General features: G+C 62.9%; 25 protein-coding genes. 15 read left to right on the top strand and 10 right to left on the bottom strand.

What is annotated here, in order from left to right:
• The first annotated feature begins 78 nt into the window (after positions 1 to 78).
• The 6 genes from MU848_RS15655 to grxD all read left to right on the top strand — a co-directional run bounded on the left by MU848_RS15655 (position 79) and on the right by grxD (position 4045).
• Positions 79 to 765 carry a glutathione S-transferase family protein gene (locus MU848_RS15655; RefSeq protein WP_247234038.1) on the top strand — a complete coding sequence of 229 codons (687 nt, stop codon included), beginning with the start codon at positions 79 to 81 and terminating at the stop codon, positions 763 to 765.
• Positions 766 to 859: 94 nt separating this feature from the next.
• Entirely contained in the window at positions 860 to 2314 is a 1455-nt protein-coding gene (gene leuC / locus MU848_RS15650) for a 3-isopropylmalate dehydratase large subunit (RefSeq protein ID WP_247234036.1), read from the top strand.
• Between the two features lie 109 nt (positions 2315 to 2423).
• A complete protein-coding gene (leuD, locus tag MU848_RS15645) occupies positions 2424 to 3017 on the top strand; it encodes a 3-isopropylmalate dehydratase small subunit (protein WP_097090921.1) in 594 nt (197 codons plus the stop codon).
• Between the two features lie 57 nt (positions 3018 to 3074).
• Positions 3075 to 3398: a DUF1476 domain-containing protein gene (locus tag MU848_RS15640; RefSeq protein WP_097090922.1), complete on the top strand. Its 324-nt coding sequence runs from the start codon at positions 3075 to 3077 to the stop codon at positions 3396 to 3398.
• Positions 3399 to 3416: 18 nt separating this feature from the next.
• The gene (locus tag MU848_RS15635) at positions 3417 to 3650 is read left to right on the top strand and encodes a BolA/IbaG family iron-sulfur metabolism protein (RefSeq protein WP_247234034.1); all 234 of its coding nucleotides are present in this window, start codon (positions 3417 to 3419) and stop codon (positions 3648 to 3650) included.
• Between the two features lie 62 nt (positions 3651 to 3712).
• Positions 3713 to 4045, top strand: coding sequence for a Grx4 family monothiol glutaredoxin (gene grxD, locus MU848_RS15630; protein WP_097090924.1), 333 nt, complete (start codon positions 3713 to 3715; stop codon positions 4043 to 4045).
• 192 nt (positions 4046 to 4237) lie between these two features.
• Here the strand turns inward: grxD and hemW are convergent, their stop codons facing one another.
• Positions 4238 to 5413, bottom strand: coding sequence for a radical SAM family heme chaperone HemW (gene hemW, locus MU848_RS15625; RefSeq protein WP_247234357.1), 1176 nt, complete (start codon positions 5411 to 5413; stop codon positions 4238 to 4240).
• Between the two features lie 124 nt (positions 5414 to 5537).
• On the opposite strand from hemW, the gene MU848_RS15620 reads away from it, so the two are divergent.
• Positions 5538 to 6074 carry a CAP domain-containing protein gene (locus MU848_RS15620; protein ID WP_247234032.1) on the top strand — a complete coding sequence of 179 codons (537 nt, stop codon included), beginning with the start codon at positions 5538 to 5540 and terminating at the stop codon, positions 6072 to 6074.
• 20 nt (positions 6075 to 6094) lie between these two features.
• Here MU848_RS15620 and rdgB read toward each other — a convergent pair whose 3' ends face one another.
• The gene (gene rdgB, locus MU848_RS15615; protein WP_097092673.1) at positions 6095 to 6724 is read right to left on the bottom strand and encodes an RdgB/HAM1 family non-canonical purine NTP pyrophosphatase; all 630 of its coding nucleotides are present in this window, start codon (positions 6722 to 6724) and stop codon (positions 6095 to 6097) included.
• Between the two features lie 96 nt (positions 6725 to 6820).
• The gene (gene rph / locus MU848_RS15610; protein ID WP_247234030.1) at positions 6821 to 7537 is read right to left on the bottom strand and encodes a ribonuclease PH; all 717 of its coding nucleotides are present in this window, start codon (positions 7535 to 7537) and stop codon (positions 6821 to 6823) included.
• Positions 7538 to 7764: 227 nt separating this feature from the next.
• Between rph and MU848_RS15605 the strand changes: the two genes are divergently transcribed.
• From MU848_RS15605 to MU848_RS15585, 5 genes are all read left to right on the top strand, one after another.
• The gene (locus tag MU848_RS15605) at positions 7765 to 8274 is read left to right on the top strand and encodes a DUF6438 domain-containing protein (protein ID WP_247234028.1); all 510 of its coding nucleotides are present in this window, start codon (positions 7765 to 7767) and stop codon (positions 8272 to 8274) included.
• Between the two features lie 58 nt (positions 8275 to 8332).
• A complete protein-coding gene (gene hrcA, locus MU848_RS15600; protein ID WP_097090928.1) occupies positions 8333 to 9376 on the top strand; it encodes a heat-inducible transcriptional repressor HrcA in 1044 nt (347 codons plus the stop codon).
• Positions 9373 to 9927: a nucleotide exchange factor GrpE gene (grpE, locus tag MU848_RS15595; RefSeq protein ID WP_097090929.1), complete on the top strand. Its 555-nt coding sequence runs from the start codon at positions 9373 to 9375 to the stop codon at positions 9925 to 9927. The genes hrcA and grpE overlap by 4 nt, the downstream gene beginning before the upstream one ends.
• A 147-nt stretch (positions 9928 to 10074) precedes the next feature.
• Positions 10075 to 10725 (top strand): PadR family transcriptional regulator, encoded by a 651-nt coding sequence (locus MU848_RS15590; RefSeq protein WP_247234026.1) that lies wholly within the window; start codon positions 10075 to 10077, stop codon positions 10723 to 10725.
• Between the two features lie 3 nt (positions 10726 to 10728).
• Positions 10729 to 11007 (top strand): DUF2218 domain-containing protein, encoded by a 279-nt coding sequence (locus MU848_RS15585; protein ID WP_247234023.1) that lies wholly within the window; start codon positions 10729 to 10731, stop codon positions 11005 to 11007.
• A gap of 40 nt (positions 11008 to 11047) precedes the next feature.
• Here the strand turns inward: MU848_RS15585 and ruvC are convergent, their stop codons facing one another.
• The 5 genes from ruvC to MU848_RS15560 all read right to left on the bottom strand — a co-directional run bounded on the left by ruvC (position 11048) and on the right by MU848_RS15560 (position 13432).
• A complete protein-coding gene (ruvC, locus tag MU848_RS15580; RefSeq protein ID WP_201515473.1) occupies positions 11048 to 11539 on the bottom strand; it encodes a crossover junction endodeoxyribonuclease RuvC in 492 nt (163 codons plus the stop codon).
• Between the two features lie 85 nt (positions 11540 to 11624).
• Positions 11625 to 12368: a YebC/PmpR family DNA-binding transcriptional regulator gene (locus MU848_RS15575; protein WP_201515039.1), complete on the bottom strand. Its 744-nt coding sequence runs from the start codon at positions 12366 to 12368 to the stop codon at positions 11625 to 11627.
• A 66-nt stretch (positions 12369 to 12434) separates the two neighbouring features.
• On the bottom strand, positions 12435 to 12761 hold the full coding sequence (locus tag MU848_RS15570) for a heavy metal-binding domain-containing protein (RefSeq protein ID WP_174525906.1): 327 nt from the start codon (positions 12759 to 12761) through the stop codon (positions 12435 to 12437).
• Between the two features lie 95 nt (positions 12762 to 12856).
• On the bottom strand, positions 12857 to 13099 hold the full coding sequence (locus tag MU848_RS15565) for a DUF2312 domain-containing protein (protein ID WP_097090934.1): 243 nt from the start codon (positions 13097 to 13099) through the stop codon (positions 12857 to 12859).
• Positions 13100 to 13144: 45 nt separating this feature from the next.
• Complete coding sequence (locus MU848_RS15560) at positions 13145 to 13432, bottom strand: DUF1244 domain-containing protein (protein ID WP_281494513.1); 288 nt, start codon at positions 13430 to 13432, stop codon at positions 13145 to 13147.
• A gap of 119 nt (positions 13433 to 13551) precedes the next feature.
• Here MU848_RS15560 and pyk point away from each other — a divergent pair, with 119 nt between their 5' ends.
• Positions 13552 to 15003, top strand: coding sequence for a pyruvate kinase (gene pyk, locus MU848_RS15555; RefSeq protein ID WP_201515037.1), 1452 nt, complete (start codon positions 13552 to 13554; stop codon positions 15001 to 15003).
• Here pyk and MU848_RS15550 read toward each other — a convergent pair.
• Both MU848_RS15550 and ykgO read right to left on the bottom strand, forming a co-directional pair.
• Positions 14987 to 15628 carry an HAD family hydrolase gene (locus MU848_RS15550; protein ID WP_247234021.1) on the bottom strand — a complete coding sequence of 214 codons (642 nt, stop codon included), beginning with the start codon at positions 15626 to 15628 and terminating at the stop codon, positions 14987 to 14989. The genes pyk and MU848_RS15550 overlap by 17 nt on opposite strands.
• A gap of 51 nt (positions 15629 to 15679) precedes the next feature.
• Complete coding sequence (ykgO, locus tag MU848_RS15545; protein WP_004210176.1) at positions 15680 to 15805, bottom strand: type B 50S ribosomal protein L36; 126 nt, start codon at positions 15803 to 15805, stop codon at positions 15680 to 15682.
• A gap of 200 nt (positions 15806 to 16005) precedes the next feature.
• On the opposite strand from ykgO, the gene MU848_RS15540 reads away from it, so the two are divergent.
• Together MU848_RS15540 and MU848_RS15535 are read left to right on the top strand one after the other, a co-directional pair.
• Positions 16006 to 16602 (top strand): hypothetical protein, encoded by a 597-nt coding sequence (locus MU848_RS15540; RefSeq protein ID WP_247234019.1) that lies wholly within the window; start codon positions 16006 to 16008, stop codon positions 16600 to 16602.
• Positions 16599 to 17729 carry a M14 family metallopeptidase gene (locus MU848_RS15535; RefSeq protein WP_247234017.1) on the top strand — a complete coding sequence of 377 codons (1131 nt, stop codon included), beginning with the start codon at positions 16599 to 16601 and terminating at the stop codon, positions 17727 to 17729. The genes MU848_RS15540 and MU848_RS15535 overlap by 4 nt, the downstream gene beginning before the upstream one ends.
• The last annotated feature ends 178 nt before the right edge of the window (positions 17730 to 17907 follow it).

The following is a 17907-nucleotide window of genomic DNA, read 5'->3' as shown; positions in this document are numbered from 1 at the left end:
GTTTTCGCCGACTTTGCGCTTCCGTCCAAACGGGCAGACGCTTATCCTGAAGGCGTCTGAACCGATGGGAGAGCCCCCATGCCCTACACGCTCATCACCGCGAACCGGAATTATTCCAGCTGGTCGCTGCGTCCATGGGTATTGATGAAGGCGCTCGCCATTCCGTTCGATGATCGGATCGAGCCGTTTGCGCACAGCACCAACTATGCCGCCTTCAGCTCCTTCTCCCCCACCGGACAGGTGCCGGTGCTGATCGACGGGGAGCGAACCTTGTGGGATTCCCTTGGCATCACCCTCTATCTTGCCGATCGCCATCCGGCTGTCTGGCCGCAGGATGAGGCTGCCCGCGCTTTTGCCCAATGCGCCGTCGCGGAAATGCACAGCGGCTTTGCGACGCTGCGCAACGAATGTCCGATGAATGTGGGCGTGCGCGTGGAAATGGATATGCCCTCGCCCCACCTCAACCGCGACATAGCCCGGCTGTCGGAACTGTGGGGGGAGGGGCTGAAGCGCTTCGGCGGGCCGTTCCTCGCAGGCCCGGAGTTCAGCGCGGTCGACGCCTTTTACGCGCCGGTCGTGTTCCGGGTGCGAACCTATGGTCTTGATGTCGGGCCCGTGGCGCGCGGGTGGGCCGATCATATGCTGGACCATCCCGCCATGCGCGAATGGGAAGCCGCCGCGCTCGCGGAAACCTGGCGGGAAGAAAGCCATGAGGCGGAAGTGGGTGCCGCTGGCCGGATCATCGAGGATCATCGTGCGTCCTGACTTCCGATGCCAAGCGGGCCATGGGCGGGAAACAGCAAATATTGGTTCGTGCCCCCTTTCGCCGCGCCCGCTCTGGGTCTAGGGGGAAAATATCATGGTCAAGCCTCGCACGTTGTACGAAAAGATCTGGGACGCGCATGTCGTTGAACGCCGCCCCGATGGAACCTGCCTCATCTATATCGACCGCCACCTTGTTCATGAGGTGACGAGTCCCCAGGCTTTTGAAGGTCTGCGCATGGCGGGCCGCCCGGTGCGGCGTCCTGACCTGACGCTTGCGGTGCCGGATCACAATCTGCCCACGACGCCGCGCCGCGATGCGCAGGGCAACCGCATTCCCATCGCTGATCCCGAAAGCGCGCAGCAGCTCGCCGCGCTGGAGCGGAACGCGCCGGAGTTCGGCGTTCGCCTGATCGGCGACGCTGACCGGGAGCAGGGTATCGTCCATGTCGTGGGGCCGGAGCAGGGTTTCACCCTGCCGGGCACGACATTGGTCTGCGGCGACAGCCACACAAGCTCGCACGGTGCGCTGGGCGCGCTGGCCTTCGGCATCGGCACGTCGGAGGTCGAGCATGTGCTCGCCACGCAGACGCTGCTGCTGAAGCAGTCGAAGACGATGGAAGTCGTGGTGGAGGGGGAATTGGGCTTTGGCGTAACGCCCAAGGATGTGGCGCTGGCTATCTGCGGCCGGATCGGCACGGCAGGCGGCACCGGCTATGTCATGGAATATCGTGGCTCCGTCTTCCGCGACATGTCGATCGAAGGGCGGCTGACGGTTGCCAACATGTCGATCGAGGCGGGCGCGCGCTCGGGTCTCTTCGCGCCGGATGAAAAGACTTTCGCTTACTTGAAGGGCCGCCCGATGGCCCCCAAGGGCGCCGATTGGGATGCCGCCGTCGCTTATTGGAAGACGCTGGCCACCGACGAAGGCGCGCAGTTCGACAAGGCGGTGGTCATCGATGCCGCAGATATCGTGCCCAACGTCACCTGGGGCACCAGCCCCGAGGACGTCGTGCCAGTGACGGGCGTGGTTCCCGATCCGGAAAGCTTCGCCGACGCGTCCAAGCGCGCCGCCGCGCAAAAGTCGCTCGATTATATGGGCCTGACTGCCGGGCAGCGGATGGAAGATGTGACGGTCGAGCATATCTTCATCGGCAGTTGCACGAACAGCCGGATCGAGGACCTCCGCGCAGCCGCCGCTCTGCTCAAGGGGCGCCATATCGCGGAACGCATCAAGCAGGCGCTGGTCGTTCCCGGCTCCGGCCTCGTCAAGCAGCAGGCGGAAGCCGAAGGGCTGGACCGCATCTTCACCGAGGCAGGCTTTGAATGGCGCGAGCCGGGTTGCTCGGCGTGCCTGGGCATGAATCCGGACAAGGTTCCTGCCGGCGAACGCTGTGCTTCCACCAGCAACCGCAACTTCATGGGCCGTCAGGGTCCGGGTTCGCGGACGCATCTCGTTTCGCCTGAAATGGCGGCGGCGGCGGCCATCACCGGCCATTTGACCGACGTCCGGGAGTTACTGAAAGAAAAGCAGGGAGAGGTGGTCGCATGAAGAAGGTATTCTGGGTGCTGGCGCTTGGCGCGCTGGCCAGTGCCGCCATGGCGGCGACCCTCGGGCGGGCGGAAGACAGCCGCTCCCTGGAGACCAAGCGGGCGCATTGATGGACAAGCTGAATATCGTCGAGGGCAGGGCCTATCCGTTCGGGATGAAGAATGTCGATACCGACATCGTCATTCCGGCGCATTGGCTGAAGACCATTTCGCGTGCGGGCCTGGGGAAGGGCGCGTTCGAGGTGCTGCGCAAGGAACCGGGTAACGTCTTCGACGACCCGGAATATGCGGGCAGTCCGATCCTGATCGCTGGCGACAATTTCGGCTGTGGCTCCAGCCGCGAACATGCCGCCTGGGCGCTTGCCGACCTTGGCATCAAGGTCGTGATCGCGCCCAGCTTCTCCGACATTTTTTCGGGCAACGCCTTCAAGAACGGCATTCTGACGGTCGTCCTGCCCCAGGAAGCGATCGACCGGCTGATGGAGGTCGCGAAGACCGACCCTATCCATGTCGATCTGGAACATCAGACCGTGACGACCCAGTTCCAGGACCGCTTTCAGTTCGAGATCGATCCATTCCGCAAGCACTGCCTGCTCGGCGGGTTAGACGAGATCGGATTGACGCTGGGACAGGCCGACACGATCAGCCAGTTCGAGGCGAAGGACGCGGGGGCACGCCCCTGGCTTGTTCCCGCCGTTGCGTAAGCGGCCCGACTTTCCTATCTGGATTGAGACTTCAGCTTCTTTTTACAAGGCATAGGCATGACCACTTTCGATGATCGCGAAAAGGCCTTTGAAAATATGTACGCTCGTGACCAGGAGATGCAGTTCCGCATCCAGGCGCGGCGGAACCGGCTGCTCGGCGAATGGGCCGCAGCCAAGATGGGCCTGACGCCGGAAGAAACCGACGCCTATGCCAAGGCCGTGGTCCAGGCCGATTTCGAGGAAGCAGGTGACGAGGATGTCATCCGCAAGCTGGTCGGTGACATGACGCAGGCTGGTCTCGACATTGACGAGGCGGGCGTCCGCTCTGCTCTGGAAGAGCAGCAGGTGATCGCGCGCCGCCACTTCATCGAAGCCCAGTAAGCAGAACGGACGCGTCCCATGCCGATGGCTGCCGAAGACATTGCGGATATGATCCGGACGGCCATTCCGGACGCTGAGGTCGAAATCACCGACCTTGCCGGTGATGGCGATCATTACGCGGCGCGAGTCGTGGCCGAAAGCTTTCGCGGCATGAGCCGGGTCGCGCAGCAGCGGGCCGTCTATGCCGCGCTTGGCGGCCGCATGGGCGGGGTGCTCCACGCCTTGCAACTGACCACTGCCGTTCCCAACTAACCGCTATCATTTATCATGCGCGCCGCCGGTGATTGCGGCGCCCGACAGGACTGGACCAACCCATGACCGACGCCGTGCATCAACGGATCGCCGATATTGTGAACAGCAACGATGTGGTTCTCTTCATGAAGGGCACGCCGCTGTTCCCCCAATGTGGTTTTTCCAGCCGTGCAATTGCCATCCTCGATCATCTGGGCGTTGCCTATGAATCGGTCGACGTACTGCAGGATCAGCTGGTGCGGCAGGGCATCAAGGCATTTTCGGACTGGCCGACGATCCCGCAGCTTTATGTGAAGGGCGAATTTGTCGGCGGCAGCGACATCATGATGGAAATGTACGAGGCTGGCGAGCTTCAGCAGCTTATGGCCGACCAAGGGGTTGCTGCAGCTAACTGATTAGGATTGTCGTTCAGAGCTTCACGCTTTGGATCGGAAATGCTCAGGGCCATTCGCCCTGAGCCTGTCGAAGGGCATCACTTCTTTAGCAAGAGGACGGCTCTTTCGACTTGCATTTGCAGCAGGCGCTCAGACGGGCTTCGACAAGCTCAGCCCGAACGGGTTGAGGACCCGGAATAGAAACATGCTGTCCTAAACTTTCACGATTTCCGGTAGGATTGCGTCCAGCAGCAGCATGGCCGCTGGCGTGATCCTCAAATGCTGGCCCTGCCGCTCGATCAGACTGTGCTGCGCAAGCCGCGCCACCGCCGCCTCATCAATCAACTGCTCGACCGGCAAGGCCGACAGCGCTGATATGCGTTCAAGGTCGACGCCTTCGGCCAGCCGCAATCCCATCAGCAGTGCTTCGCGCCCGCGATCTTCGGGCGTCAGCTTCTCCTCGCTTTGAAGCCCGTGGCCGTTGCGCTGTACCGCGCCCATCCAGTTTTCCGGTTTTTTGTGCCTGAGCGTCGCCATGCCCCCGCGCCGTCCATGCGCGCCGGGACCGACCCCCGCATAAGTGCCGTAACGCCAATAGGTCAGGTTATGGCGGCTTTCCTGACCCGGCTTGGCATGGTTGCTGATCTCATAGGCGGGCAGTCCAGCCGCCGCCGTCATCGCCTGCGTCTGCTCGTAGAGAGTGGCGGCATGATCTGGATCAGCGGGCGTCAGCTTGCCCTGCGCCACCAATGTCGCGAACCGCGTGCCGGGCTCGATCGTCAGCTGATAAAGCGACATATGATCGGTGCCGAAGGTAAGGGCGCGCTTCAACTCCGCTTCCCAGTCTGCCTCGCTTTGGTCCGGCCGGGCATAGATGAGGTCCAGATTCACCCGGCCGAATACCGACTGCGCCACATCCAGTGCCGCCAGCGCTTCGCCGACATCATGGGCACGGCCGAGGAAATGCAGCGCCTGATCATCCAGCGCTTGCACGCCCAACGACACACGGTTGACGCCAGCGCTGGCCAGGTCCGCGAAGCGCGCTGCCTCCACTGAACTGGGGTTGGCTTCCAGCGTGATCTCCATGTCGGGCGTCGGTTGCCAATGGCTGGCCGCAGCGTCGATGATGCTCGACACGATTTGGGGCGGCATCAAAGATGGCGTGCCTCCGCCGAAAAAGATCGAGGACAGCGGCCGTCCGCCAATCAGCTCCGCTTCATGGGCAAGATCGTCCATCAGCGCGGCGCGCCAGGCATCATTGTCGATCTCGGCCCGAACATGGCTGTTAAAATCGCAGTAGGGACATTTCGAAACGCAAAATGGCCAGTGCACATATAGGGCAATGGGTTCAGGCGCGCGGGCCGTAGAATCGATAAGGGGCAGGGACATGAGTGGGGGCGTTCTTAGACGGCTTTGTACCGCACGGCCAGCAATGGCGGTGATGATGAGCGTGGGGATTTCCGCTGCTGCGGTGGCGTCCCCTTCCGGCCGGGCCGCGCCGATGGAGAGGGTCATGCCCGCCGCTTATTATGGCATGGAAGAAGCGAAGCGTGGCGACATGCTCCTGCGCGAGGTCGTGCTTGGCATGCATAATGAAGAGCGCGCATCGCTCGGCCTTGCGCCGCTCGCCTGGGACAATGCGCTTGCGCAGGATGCGGCCCGCTACGCCAGGGAGATGGCCGTCACCAACCGGTTCCAGCATTCTCCACGCGCGTCTCGCGCCATCCCCAGCGGCGAGAATCTCTGGATGGGGCCGCGCCGTCTTTATGGCTACGGCGTCATGATCGGAGCGTTCCTCGAGGAAAAGCGGCTGCTTCGCACTGCTGGCAAGCTGCCGGATATCAGCATGTCAGGCCGATGGGAGGATGTCGGCCATTATACGCAGATGATCTGGCGCGGCACGCGCAAGCTTGGGTGCGCCGTCGCCGAGGGGCAGAATTACGATTATCTCGTCTGCCGCTATTTTCCGGCAGGCAACAGTTTCGGCAAGGGGCCGCTGGACCTGGAGGAGAATCCGCGTGGCGCGCAATTTGCGGGCGTAGGCGAATAACGCCCAGGCCGCACGATGCTTTAGAAAACCGCCGCCACGAGCTGCGCGAAGGCATCGGCGCGATGGCTCATCGCATGTTTTTTCTGCGGGTCCATCTCGCCAAAGCTGATCGTGTGGCCGAGCGGCTGGAAGATCGGGTCATAGCCGAACCCCTTGTCGCCGCGCGGCGGCCAGCTGATGATGCCGTCCACACGCCCTTCGAACGCTTCGACATGCCCATCGGGCCAGGCGAGCGCTAGCGCACAGATGAAGTGCGCGCCGTGCCCGGCATCGGGCCCCTTGGCTTCGATCGCCTGCCAAACGCGCTGCATCGCGATGCCGAAGTCCTTCGTCTCACCGCCCCAACGCGCGGAAAAGATGCCCGGATCGCCATTCAACGCTTCAACGCATAGCCCGCTGTCATCAGCCAGAGCGGGTAGTCCCGACAGGTCCGCTGCCTGAAGCGCCTTCAGTTCCGCGTTGGCGATAAAGGTCGTGCCGGTTTCGTCGGGCTCGGGCAGGTCCAGCTCCCCCGCCGACACCGTTTCGATCCCGAACGGCGCCAGCAGGTCGCCGATCTCCCGCACTTTGCCGGGGTTGTGACTGGCGATCACCAGCTTGCCCGGCCCCAGCTTGCGGATCGCCTGTTCCTGTCCGAAATCGTCGCTCATCAAGTCATTCTCCCCGTTCGCTCCGAGCATAGTCGAGAAGCGCGCAGTGCATAGATAGCATTTCTCGAAACACCCGAAGCGAACGGGTGAAAGACCTTATCGTCCCGTCGCCTTGTCCTGCGCGGCAAAAATCTGCGCGCAGCCGATCCGTGCGAGGCGCAGCAGGCGCAGCAGCTCTTCCTCATCATAGGCCGCGCCCTCGGCAGTCGCCTGCACCTCGGCAAATTTGCCGTCGCCGGTCAGGATCAGGTTCGCATCCGTTTCGGCATTGCTGTCCTCGGCATAGTCGAGGTCGAGCACCGGCGTGCCCTCATAAATGCCGCAGCTGATCGCGGCGACCTTCTGAATGATCGGGTCTTCCGTCAGTGCGCCCGACGCCAGCAGCTTGTCGATGGCGATGCGCAGCGCGACCCAGCTGCCGGAAATGGCGGCGGTGCGGGTGCCGCCATCGGCCTGGATGACGTCGCAATCCACGACGATCTGCCGCTCGCCCAGCTTCTTGAGGTCGACCACGGTGCGCAGCGACCGGCCGATCAGCCGCTGAATCTCCTGCGTGCGGCCAGACTGCTTGCCCTTCGCCGCTTCACGGCTGCCGCGCGTGTGCGTGGCGCGGGGCAGCATGCCATATTCTGCCGTCACCCAGCCCGAACCCTTGCCCCGCAGGAAGGGCGGCACCCTCTCTTCCACCGAAGCGGTGCAGAGCACCCGCGTATCGCCGAAGCTGACGAGGCAACTGCCCTCGGCATGAATGGTGAAGCCGGGCTCCATGGTAATGGCGCGCATCTGGTCTGGCGCGCGGCCGGAAGGACGCATGATATTTTTCTCCGAAGGGTTCAGTCGGCGAGGGGCTTAGAGCATCGCGCGAAAAAGTGGGAACCGGTTTTTCGCAAAAAAGGGATGCGGCGCTTAAATAACTGCGAGCATCGCGCGAAAAAGTGGGAACCGGTTTTTCGAAAAAAGCGATGCGATGACGAAATAACTTCGCGGGGCGTGCCGTCATGCCAGTGGCGATCGGCCAGAAAAATGCTAGGAAGCACCCCATGCAATTGCGTTGGATGATGATTTTCGCGGGCGCGGCCCTGACGGCGGGCTGTGCGGCAGAGCGGCCCGAGTTGGAGAAGCCTGTGGCCGCCGGTGACACGATCCGTTTTTCGGCGGGGCCCTGCTTCGGCGTCTGCCCGAGCTACAGCCTGCAAGTGACGCCTGACGGATCGGGGCTGCTGGAGCCCGAGCGGTTCACGACTGTCCCCGGCGCCACGCGTTTCACCGTCACGCCCGCGCAATATCGCCGCTTCCGTGCCGCGCTTGCGCAGTTCCAGCCGCCGGCGGGGACGGTAAAGCGCATTTCCCATGGCGAGAATTGCACGCGCTTTGCGACAGACATGCCGGGCTACACCATCGAATGGACGAGGGAGGAGCGGCCAGCCACGCGGCTGGAGTTCCAGTCGGGGTGCATGGACCCCAACTATGGAAAGCTGCGGGCAACCATCGCCGCCATTCCCCGCATGCTCGACATCGACGCCATGGTGAAGCCCTCCGCCGTTCGCTAGGGTCGATCGGCCCTGGCCCGGCTTGAGTGCGGCCAGTTGCTCCCCTAGATAGGGGCGCATGGCGGTCACACCGGTTACCGAATTGAATGAGCGGGCGCGCGACGTTTTCCGCCTGGTGGTTGAGAGTTATCTCGGCACCGGCCTGCCTGTGGGCTCGCGTACCATCAGCAAGATCGCCTCGCTCAGCCTGTCGCCCGCGTCCATCCGCAACGTGATGCAGGATCTGGAGGAGTTGGGGCTGCTCGCCGCGCCGCATACCTCGGCCGGGCGGATGCCCACCGAAACCGGCTTGCGGCTCTTCGTCGACGGCATGATGCAGGCGGCCGAGCCGTCGCCCGAGGAACGCCGCGCGATCGAGGCGGGCGTGGCCGAAGGCGGCCCGATCGAGGAAGCCTTGTCCGCCGCCACCGCTGCGTTATCGGGGCTTTCGGCTTGCGCGGGCATCGTCATGGTGCCCAAGCGGGAACCAGTGATGCGGCAATTCGGCTTTGTTCCGCTGAATGACCGGCAGGCGCTGGCGGTGTTGGTCGGGCAGGATGGCTCGGTCGAAAATCGCGTGCTGGACATGCCTGCGGGCGTGACGCCCGGCATGCTCGCCGAGGCGGCGAATTTCATGTCGGCGCGCTTTTCCGGCATGACGCTTCGGGAAGCGGGCGATGCTCTTCAGCGGGAAATGGAGGGCGAACGGACCGCGTTGCAGGGAGCCGCTCGCGAACTGGTGGCGCGGGGCATCGCCGTCTGGTCGCAGGATGCCGACGATCGCCCGGTGCTGATCGTGCGGGGGCAGGCGCACCTGCTGGACGACGGCACGGCGGCTGACCTGGAGCGCGTGCGGCAGTTGCTGGAGCAGCTTGAAGGCAAGCAGGAAATTTCGCGCCTGCTGGAAAGCGCGCTGGCGGGCAGCGCGACCAAAATCTTCATCGGCTCGGAAAACAAGCTCTTTTCCCTGTCCGGTTCTTCGGTCATAGCCGCGCCCTACCGGGGCGTTGACGGCCGTGTCGTTGGCGTGGTCGGCGTGATCGGCCCGACGCGCTTGAACTATGCGCGGGTGATCCCCATGGTGGACTTCACCGCGCAGACGTTATCGAGATTGATGAGATGAGCGAAGACAAGCTGAATATGGAAAATACCGAAGTCGTTGACGAACTGCCCGAGGATGCGGCGCCCGCAGGGGATGCTGCGGCAGAACGTTTGGCAGCGCTGGAGGGCGAGTTGGCGGCAGCGAAGCAGGACGCGCTGTACGCCCATGCCGAGACGCAGAATGTGCGGCGGCGGCTGGAAAAGGAACTGGCCGACACGCGCGCTTATGCGGCGACGTCCTTCGCGCGCGACATGCTGTCCGTCGCGGACAATCTCGGCCGCGCGTTGCAGGCCATTCCGGCCGATCTACGCGAGGATGAGAAGTTCAAGGGGCTGGTGGCTGGCCTCGAAGCGACTGGTCGTGAGCTGGAGAGCGTCTTCGGCCGCAACGGCATTGAGAAGCTGGTGTCCGTCGGACAGCCGCTCGATCCCAACAAGCATCAGGCGATGATGGAAGTGCCATCCGACGATGCCGAGCCTGGCACCGTACTGGTGGAAATGCAGGCTGGATATACGATCCGCGATCGCCTGCTGCGTCCGGCTTTGGTGAGTGTCGCTAAAAAGCCCGACTGATCGGCCCTGTTGATCACAATGCGATAAACCCGTCGGGCTTGTTCCGGCGGGTTTTTTCGTACGCACGGGAGAAATCATGGGGGAGAGCAGATAAGATATATCTCAACTCTTGACGCCTTGCAGATTTAAGATATATCTAGATGCATCATGAAGCAGTTAATAGAGACGCACATGCATCATCATCATTTTCATAAAGGCAGGCACCTGCTGCACGGTCGCGGCCATTTCTTCGGCCCACGAGGCTTCGGCGATGGTTCTGCTCATGGGCAGGGCGGCCGATCTGGCAGGGGTCCGATGGGCGGGGGCCATGGCGGCGGGGGCCATGGCGGTGGGGGGCGGAGGCGGTTGTTCACCAACGATGCGCTGCAACTCATCCTCTTGAAGCTGATCGCGCAGGGGCCGCGCCATGGCTATGACCTGATCCGGGAGATCGAAAGCCTGTCCGGTCAAGCCTATGCGCCAAGCCCCGGCGTCGTTTATCCGACGCTGACCTTACTTGCCGACATGGGGCTCATCGCCGAACAGCCAGGCGGTTCCGGCCGCAAGCTGTTCGAGATCACGGAAGCCGGGACAGATCGTCTGGCCGAGCAAGCCTTTGCCGTCGAAGAGGCGTTGGGGCGGCTGGCATCCCTTGCTCAGCGCGCGGAGCGCGTCGATGGAGCCCCGATCCGCCGGGCGATGCACAACCTTTCCATGGCGGTGCGCGGGCGGCTTGAAAGGGAAGGGGCCGATTCCCAAACCATGTTAGACGTTGCCGCACTGATCGACGAAGCGGCCAGCAAGATTGAAAGGCTCTGACCCATGACCCTGACCGCCAATGTGCCGACAAAAAACGGCAGCCGCTATCTCCAGCAGCTTTGCAAGCATTGGAGCCACAAGTTTGAAACAGACTTCGATGCCGATCGAGGCATGATCGCCTTTCCGATGGGCCCGATCCGCATGGCGGCTGGTGAAGAGGCGCTGGTCGTGACCATCGAACCCACGGAGGGCGCTGACGTCGACCGCTTCAAGCAGGTCGTGGCCGAGCATCTTGACCGCTTCGCCTTCCGGGAAGCGCCGCTGAGCTTCGACTGGCATTAACGGCGTCAGTTATTTCGGTCTGACGGCGGATTTTGTTCACTCAACCGCGTGGAATACGGCGGGCGCTGGCGAGATGATGGGCGTGCGTTATAGCGACGGCGAGCGCGTCCGAAGCGTCCGGTCCCGCTATCTTCGCGCCCGGCAGAAGCCGTGTGACCATGGCGTGAACCTGCTCCTTGGACGCGTTGCCGACGCCGACGACCGATTTCTTGACGAGCCGGGCGGCATATTCGCCCACTTCCATGCCCGACCGCGATGCCGCCAGCAGCACGACGCCCCGTGCTTGACCCAGTTTCAGCGTCGATTGCGGGTTCACATTGACGAACACCTCCTCGACCGCAGCGCCATTGGGTTGATGTTCGAGGATGAGGTCCGTTAGCGCTAGATCAAGCGCCAGCAACCGCGTCGCCAGCGCCATCTCCGCGTCGGTCTTGATCTGCCCGTTGGCGATGTGGGTGAGGCGGTTGCCAGCGGCGGCGATCAGGCCCCAGCCGGTGGTGCCAAGGCCAGGGTCAAGTCCCAGGATGATCATGGGATGGCGCTCAAGCCGCACCCCAACCCTCCAAACAAGTCACTTGCCTTGCTTGGACCGGAAGGGAGCGGCTCATCGGCCTGCACTAACCCAGCTTCTCCATCACCTCGTCGGACACTTCATAATTGCCCCAGACGGTCTGGACGTCGTCATCATCTTCCAGCGTGTCGACCAGCTTCATGAGCGTGGCGGCGTTGCTCTCGTCGACTTCGACGGTGGTCTGCGGCTTCCAGGCGAGCTTTGCGCCTTCTGCGGGACCGAGCTTGGCTTCGAGCGCCTTGGCGACTTCGTGCAGCGCGTCCATGGCGGTCCAGATTTCATGCTCATCTTCGTTGGACGACACGTCATCCGCGCCTGCTTCCAGAGCGGCTTCGAAGATAGCGTCGGCGTCGCCCGCGCTGGCGGGATAGGTGATGAGGCCCATGCGGTCGAAGCCATGGCTGACCGCGCCCGACGCGCCGAGGTTGCCGCCATTCTTCGAGAAGGCGGTGCGGACATTGGTCGCCGTACGGTTGCGGTTGTCGGTCAGCGCCTCGACGATGATGGCCACGCCGCCGGGGCCATAGCCCTCGTAGCGGATCTCTTCATAATTCTCCATGTCGCCGCCGATCGCCTTGTCGATCGCGCGCTGGATATTGTCCTTGGGCATGGACTGCGCCTTGGCCGCGTTGACGGCGAGGCGGAGGCGGGGGTTCATGTCCGGGTCGGGCATGCCCATCTTCGCGGCCACGGTGATTTCGCGGCTGAGCTTGGAGAACATCGAGGAGCGCTTTTTGTCCTGCGCGCCCTTGCGATGCATGATGTTCTTGAATTTGCTATGGCCGGCCACGGCCTGCTCCTAAACTTGTCTGTGATCCGAAGCGCGCTCTCTAGCGAGCGTCCCGCCCGAGCGCAACTAGACGAGGATCGCGGTGCCTGATGCCGACACCATCAGCATCGATCCGTTGGAGCCCAGCACTTCATAGTCGAGATCGACGCCGACCACCGCATTCGCGCCCAGCGTCGCCGCCCGCATCCGCATTTCCCCGATGGCCTGTTCACGCGCCCGCTGGAGCACATCCTCATAAGCGCCCGAACGCCCGCCGACGATGTCGCGCACGCTGGCGAACAGATCGCGGAAAAGATTGGCGCCCACGATCACCTCTCCGGTGACGATGCCGAGATACTCTTTCGCCGGACGTCCTTCGAGGCGGCTGGTGGTGCTGACGATGATCTCGGACATGATGTGCCTCCCTGCTCCCGTTGACTGGTCGAAGCGCCTGTCTTGAAGAAAGAGAGGCGCTTCGACAAGCTCAGCGCAAACGGAGGATCAGCAGTTTATTCCATGCCCAGGGCAGATAGATAGGTCTGGAGGATCGCTTCCATTTCCTGCCGGTCATGCTGGGGCATTTTGCGCAGGCGGACGATCTGGCGCATGATCTTGGGGTCATAGCCGTTGGCCTTCGCCTCCAGATAAACGTCCTTGATATCGTCGCCGATACCCTTCTTCTCCTCCTCCAGACGCTCGATGCGTTCGATAAGAAGGCGTAGCTGATCGGCGGCGACGTTGCCCTCGCTCATATGAATATGTCTCCGGTAGAATGTGAATCGGGTTGACGCACGCTCCTAATGATTGTCGGCGTTCTTCGCCACACTCTCCTGCATCTTTGCGATCTGTTCCGGCGTCGCCTCGTTCTGGTGTCGCTGTTTCCATTCGGAAAAGGGCATGCCGTGGATGATTTCGCGCGCTTGCTCCTTGCCGAGATTGCCGTCCGCTTCGGCGATCCAGTCGGCAAGGCAGTTGCGGCAGAAGCCCGCCGTCCCCATCAAATCAATGTTCTGGACGTCGGTCCTGTGCTGCAAATGCGCGATCAGGCGGCGGAAGGCGGTTGCAGCCACCGCGTCGTTGAGCATATTGTCGGCCACGGCGATCCTTTCGCTGATCTACATCATCCTGTCGTGCAGTAGGGATAATCGAAAACGGCGCCCTGGCAAGCCGAGGGCTGACCATCACTGCCAGGAGCTTTTTGGGAATGACGAAACTGCCGCCCCGTTCGCGCAAGGTCCGTATCCTCGCGACCCTTGGACCCGCGAGCGACACGCCGGAGGTGATCCGCGCGCTGTTTGTTGCCGGGGCAGACGCTTTCCGCATCAACATGAGCCATGGCGCGCATGAGGATCATGCGGCCCGCATCGCTATCATCCGCAGCCTTGAAAAGGAATTTGGGCGGCCGACCACCATCTTGGGCGACCTACAGGGACCCAAGCTGCGGGTAGGCACCTTCAAGAGCGGTCTGGCTGTTCTGGAGGTAGGCGCGCCCTTCATACTCGACCGTGATGAAAAGCCGGGCGACGCGCGGCGCGTGAACTTGCCGCATCCGGAAATCTACGCGGCGCTGGTGCCTGAAACCCGGCTGCTGCTCGATGATGGCAAGTTGGTGCTGCGGGTGAAGAAAGTATCCGACGAGCGGATCGACACGGTCGTTGAAGTGGGCGGCACCCTTTCCAACCGCAAGGGCGTGAACGTTCCGGACGTGGTCGTGCCCGTCCCGGCCTTGACGGAGAAGGACCGGCGCGACCTCAGCTTCGCTGTGGAGCAGGGTTGCGACTGGATTGCATTGAGCTTCGTGCAGCGCCCGGAGGACCTTGCGGAAGCGCGCAAGCTGATGGGCGGACACGGCGCGTTGATGGCGAAGATCGAGAAGCCTGCGGCGGTCCAGCGGCTGGAGGAGATATTGGAGCTCGCCGATGGCGTGATGGTCGCGCGCGGCGATCTGGGCGTCGAATTGCCGCCCCAGGCCGTGCCGCCGCTGCAAAAGCAGATCGTGGCGACGGCGCGGCGCATGGGGCGGCCGGTCGTGGTCGCAACGCAGATGCTCGAATCGATGATCAAGGCGCCTACGCCAACCCGCGCCGAAGTGTCGGATGTTGCCACCGCCGTCTATGACGGTGCCGACGCCATCATGCTGTCGGCGGAAACGGCGGCGGGCGACTGGCCGGAAGAGGCGGTGGCGATGATGGACAGCATCGCGCACAGCGTCGAGCGCGACCCCGGCTATTTTGCGCGCCTGCACTTTACCGAGACCAAGCCCGACGCCACCACCGCCGACGCGCTGGCCGAAGGGGCGGGCAGCATCGTCTCGGTCGTGGGGGCGAGCGCGATCACATGCTTCACCTTGTCGGGCAGCACGGTGCGCCGGGTGGCGCGTGAACGGCCATTGACGCCTATCCTGGCGCTGACGCCGCGGCTCGACACGGCGCGCAAGCTCGGCCTCACCTGGGGCGTGCATGCGGTGCGTACCAAAGATATCGGCAATTTCGAGGAGATGGTGGGTAAGGCGCGGCGCATGGCCTTGCGGCACGACATGACGCAGAAGGGCGGCAAGATCGTCGTGCTGGCGGGCGTACCGTTCGGCACGCCGGGATCGACGAACGTGCTGCATGTCGCAACGATTCGGGGTGACGAGCTTAGAGGGCGGGAATAGCGTCCAGCAGGCGGTGGGCCACAAGGGCGCGGCGCAGGGTCGCTGCGTCCTGGAACAGGTGGCTGCGAATGCCCAACGCCTGCGCCGCCGCGACATTTTCTTCGCGATCGTCGATGAAGAATGTTTCTCCGGCGCTTAGGCCAAATCGACTGAGCGCCAGCCTGTATATGGCAGGGTCAGGCTTCACCAGCCCTTCGGCGCCGGACACCAGAATGTCACGGAAATGCGCGAAGAATTCCGCCTCTCGCGCGTGGAACGGCTCCCAGAATTCCGCGCTGAAATTGGTGAGGCCGTATAGAGCGATGCCTTGTTCGTGCAGCTCGCCGACCAGTTGTGCCATGCCAGCAACGGCGGGCTGAACGCTGTCGATGAAACGCTCACCCCAGATGCGGATCAGCGCCTCATGTTCAGGATGGCAAGCGATCAGTTCGGCGCTGGTTTCCGCAAAGGGGCGGCCAATGTCATGCTGGAAATGCCACTCCATCGACACGATGTCGCGCAGAAACGCGTCGAGCGCCCGATCATCGTCGATCAGGCGCTCGTAGAGGAGCCGGGGCTCCCAATGGTACAGAACCTGTCCGACGTCGAATATGACGGCGGAGATCGGCTCGCACGCTTTAACCATCGCATCGCTTAAGCGGAAAACCGGTTCCCACTTTTCCTCGCGATGCTTTGATTAGCCCTGGCGGGCCTTGAAGCGGCGATTGGTCTTGTTGATGACATAGGTGCGGCCGCGACGGCGGATCACGCGGTTGTCCCGGTGACGGCCCTTGAGCGACTTGAGCGAGTTGCGGATCTTCATGGAAGCCAGCCTTTTAAGAATCTTGCGTGATCGGAAAATCGAAGCGCAGCCCCTATGGCTGAGGCGGCTGAAAGTCAAGGGCGGCCAGCGCTACTTTTGACCTGTTCACGCCATGTGCAGCAAAGACATGGCTTCACGCGTTGATGGTAAGCACGGTGCTGCATTCTCTATGGACCACCGCATCTTTGTCGGAGATTAGCATGATGAAGCAGATGATCCTGCCCTCATTTCTCGCCCTCTCGCTCGCTGGATGCGCGACGGCTGTGCCGCCGGTCGAAGTGACACGCTTCCATGTCGGCAATCCGGCGCGAAGCGGTACGGTGGCGGTAGAGGAAATGCCCGCAAATCCCGACGCCGGGTTGGAATTTCGCACTTATGCTGCTGCGGTGGAACAGGAGTTGCAGCGGGCGGGCTTCAGCGCCGTGCCTGCCGTTACGCGCAGTGAATATGTCGCGTCGGTTGGCTTCCGGCGCTCGTTCCGACCCGCTGGCTACGGGAATGACGGCAGGCCGGTCAGCGTCGGTGTGGGCGGCGGGGTTGGCAGCGGCGGCTATTCGGGACTGGGCGTCGGCATCGGCATCAATCTTTCGGGGCGGCCCAAGGATGTGGTGACGACGGAGTTGCAGGTGCAGATCCGCAGGCGATCCGATTCGACCACGATTTGGGAGGGGCGCGCCTTCACCCAGGCGCGGGAAGGCACGCCCGCCGCGCAGCCCGGCATAGCCGCGCAAAAGCTCGCCAATGCGTTGATCGGGGGCTATCCGGGGGAATCGGGGCGCACTATAACCGTCAAATGACCATCTCGATCAGCAATGCCTTCGACAGCGGCAATATTCGTGTCCTCTCCATCGTCGATACCGGCGACAGGGTCCGGGCCGAACTGGAAATCGTCAAGGACAGGCAGAGCGACTTCTACCAATGGTTCCACTTCCGCATCGCGGGCGTTGCCGGGCGCGAGGTGGAGCTGGCGATCGTCAATGGCGGAACGTCCGCCTATCCGGATGGCTGGCCCGGCTACAAGGCGCGCATCAGCGAGGATCGGGAGGTCTGGACGCAGGCGGATACAAGCTATGCCGACGGGGTGCTCACGATCAACCTCTCGCCGGATCGCAACGCGCTCTGGGTCGCCTATTTCGCGCCCTATTCGATGGAACGGCATCATGACCTGATCGCCTGGGCAGCCTGTCAGCCCGGCGTCGAGCATCGGGAATTGGGCGTGACGCTCGACAAGCAGCCGCTTGACCTGCTGACGCTGGGCGATGGGCCAAAGCAGATCTGGCTCTATGCCCGCCAACATCCGGGCGAGACGATGGCGGAGTGGTGGATGGAGGGCGCGCTTGAGCGGCTTTGCGACAAGGAAGACGCCGTCGCCAGATTGCTCCGGGCGCGGGCGACATTGCATATCGTGCCCAACATGAACCCTGACGGCAGCCGCCGGGGGCATTTGCGGACCAATGCGGCGGGCGTGAACCTCAATCGCGAATGGCATGAGCCATCGATGGAGCGTAGTCCGGAGGTCTTTCTTGTCCGGCAGGAAATGGACCGAACCGGCGTAGATTTCGCGATGGACGTGCATGGCGATGAAGCCATTGCCGCCGTGTTCCTGGCTGGGTTCGAAGGCATCCCGTCGCTCAGCGAGCGGCAGCTTATGCTCTATAATCGGTTCCGCGACACGCTCGCCGCCCGAACGCCCGATTTCCAGACGGCGCGTGGCTATCCTTCATCGGCGCCGGGCAAGGGCAATCTGACCATGTCCACCAATCAGGTCGCTGAGCGTTTCGGCGCGGTCGCGATGACGCTGGAGATGCCGTTCAAGGACAATGACGATCTGCCCGATCCGGAATTTGGCTGGTCCCCGGCGCGGTCGAAGCAACTGGCCAAGGACTGCCTGGCGGTGCTGGCGGAGATGATCGGGGAGCTTTGAGGCGCGCCGGGCGGGCGTCCTAGAGCAGAATCCGATCCGATTGCATCGGCTCGTCTGCTCTAGGTCTCTGTTTTGCCGCGTTTTCCGAGTCAGCAGATGATTCTATCTGCTTCGAAAACGCTTGTCTTATGACATTGCGGTCCGTTTGGGCCATGCTGGATTGCCCGGGCCGGGGTGG

This window comes from Sphingobium agri (assembly GCF_023051225.1).
Taxonomy (GTDB): Bacteria; Pseudomonadota; Alphaproteobacteria; order Sphingomonadales; family Sphingomonadaceae; genus Sphingobium; species Sphingobium agri.
Note: the sequence above shows the minus strand (reverse complement) of the source record. Positions and strands in the feature narration are given on the sequence as shown.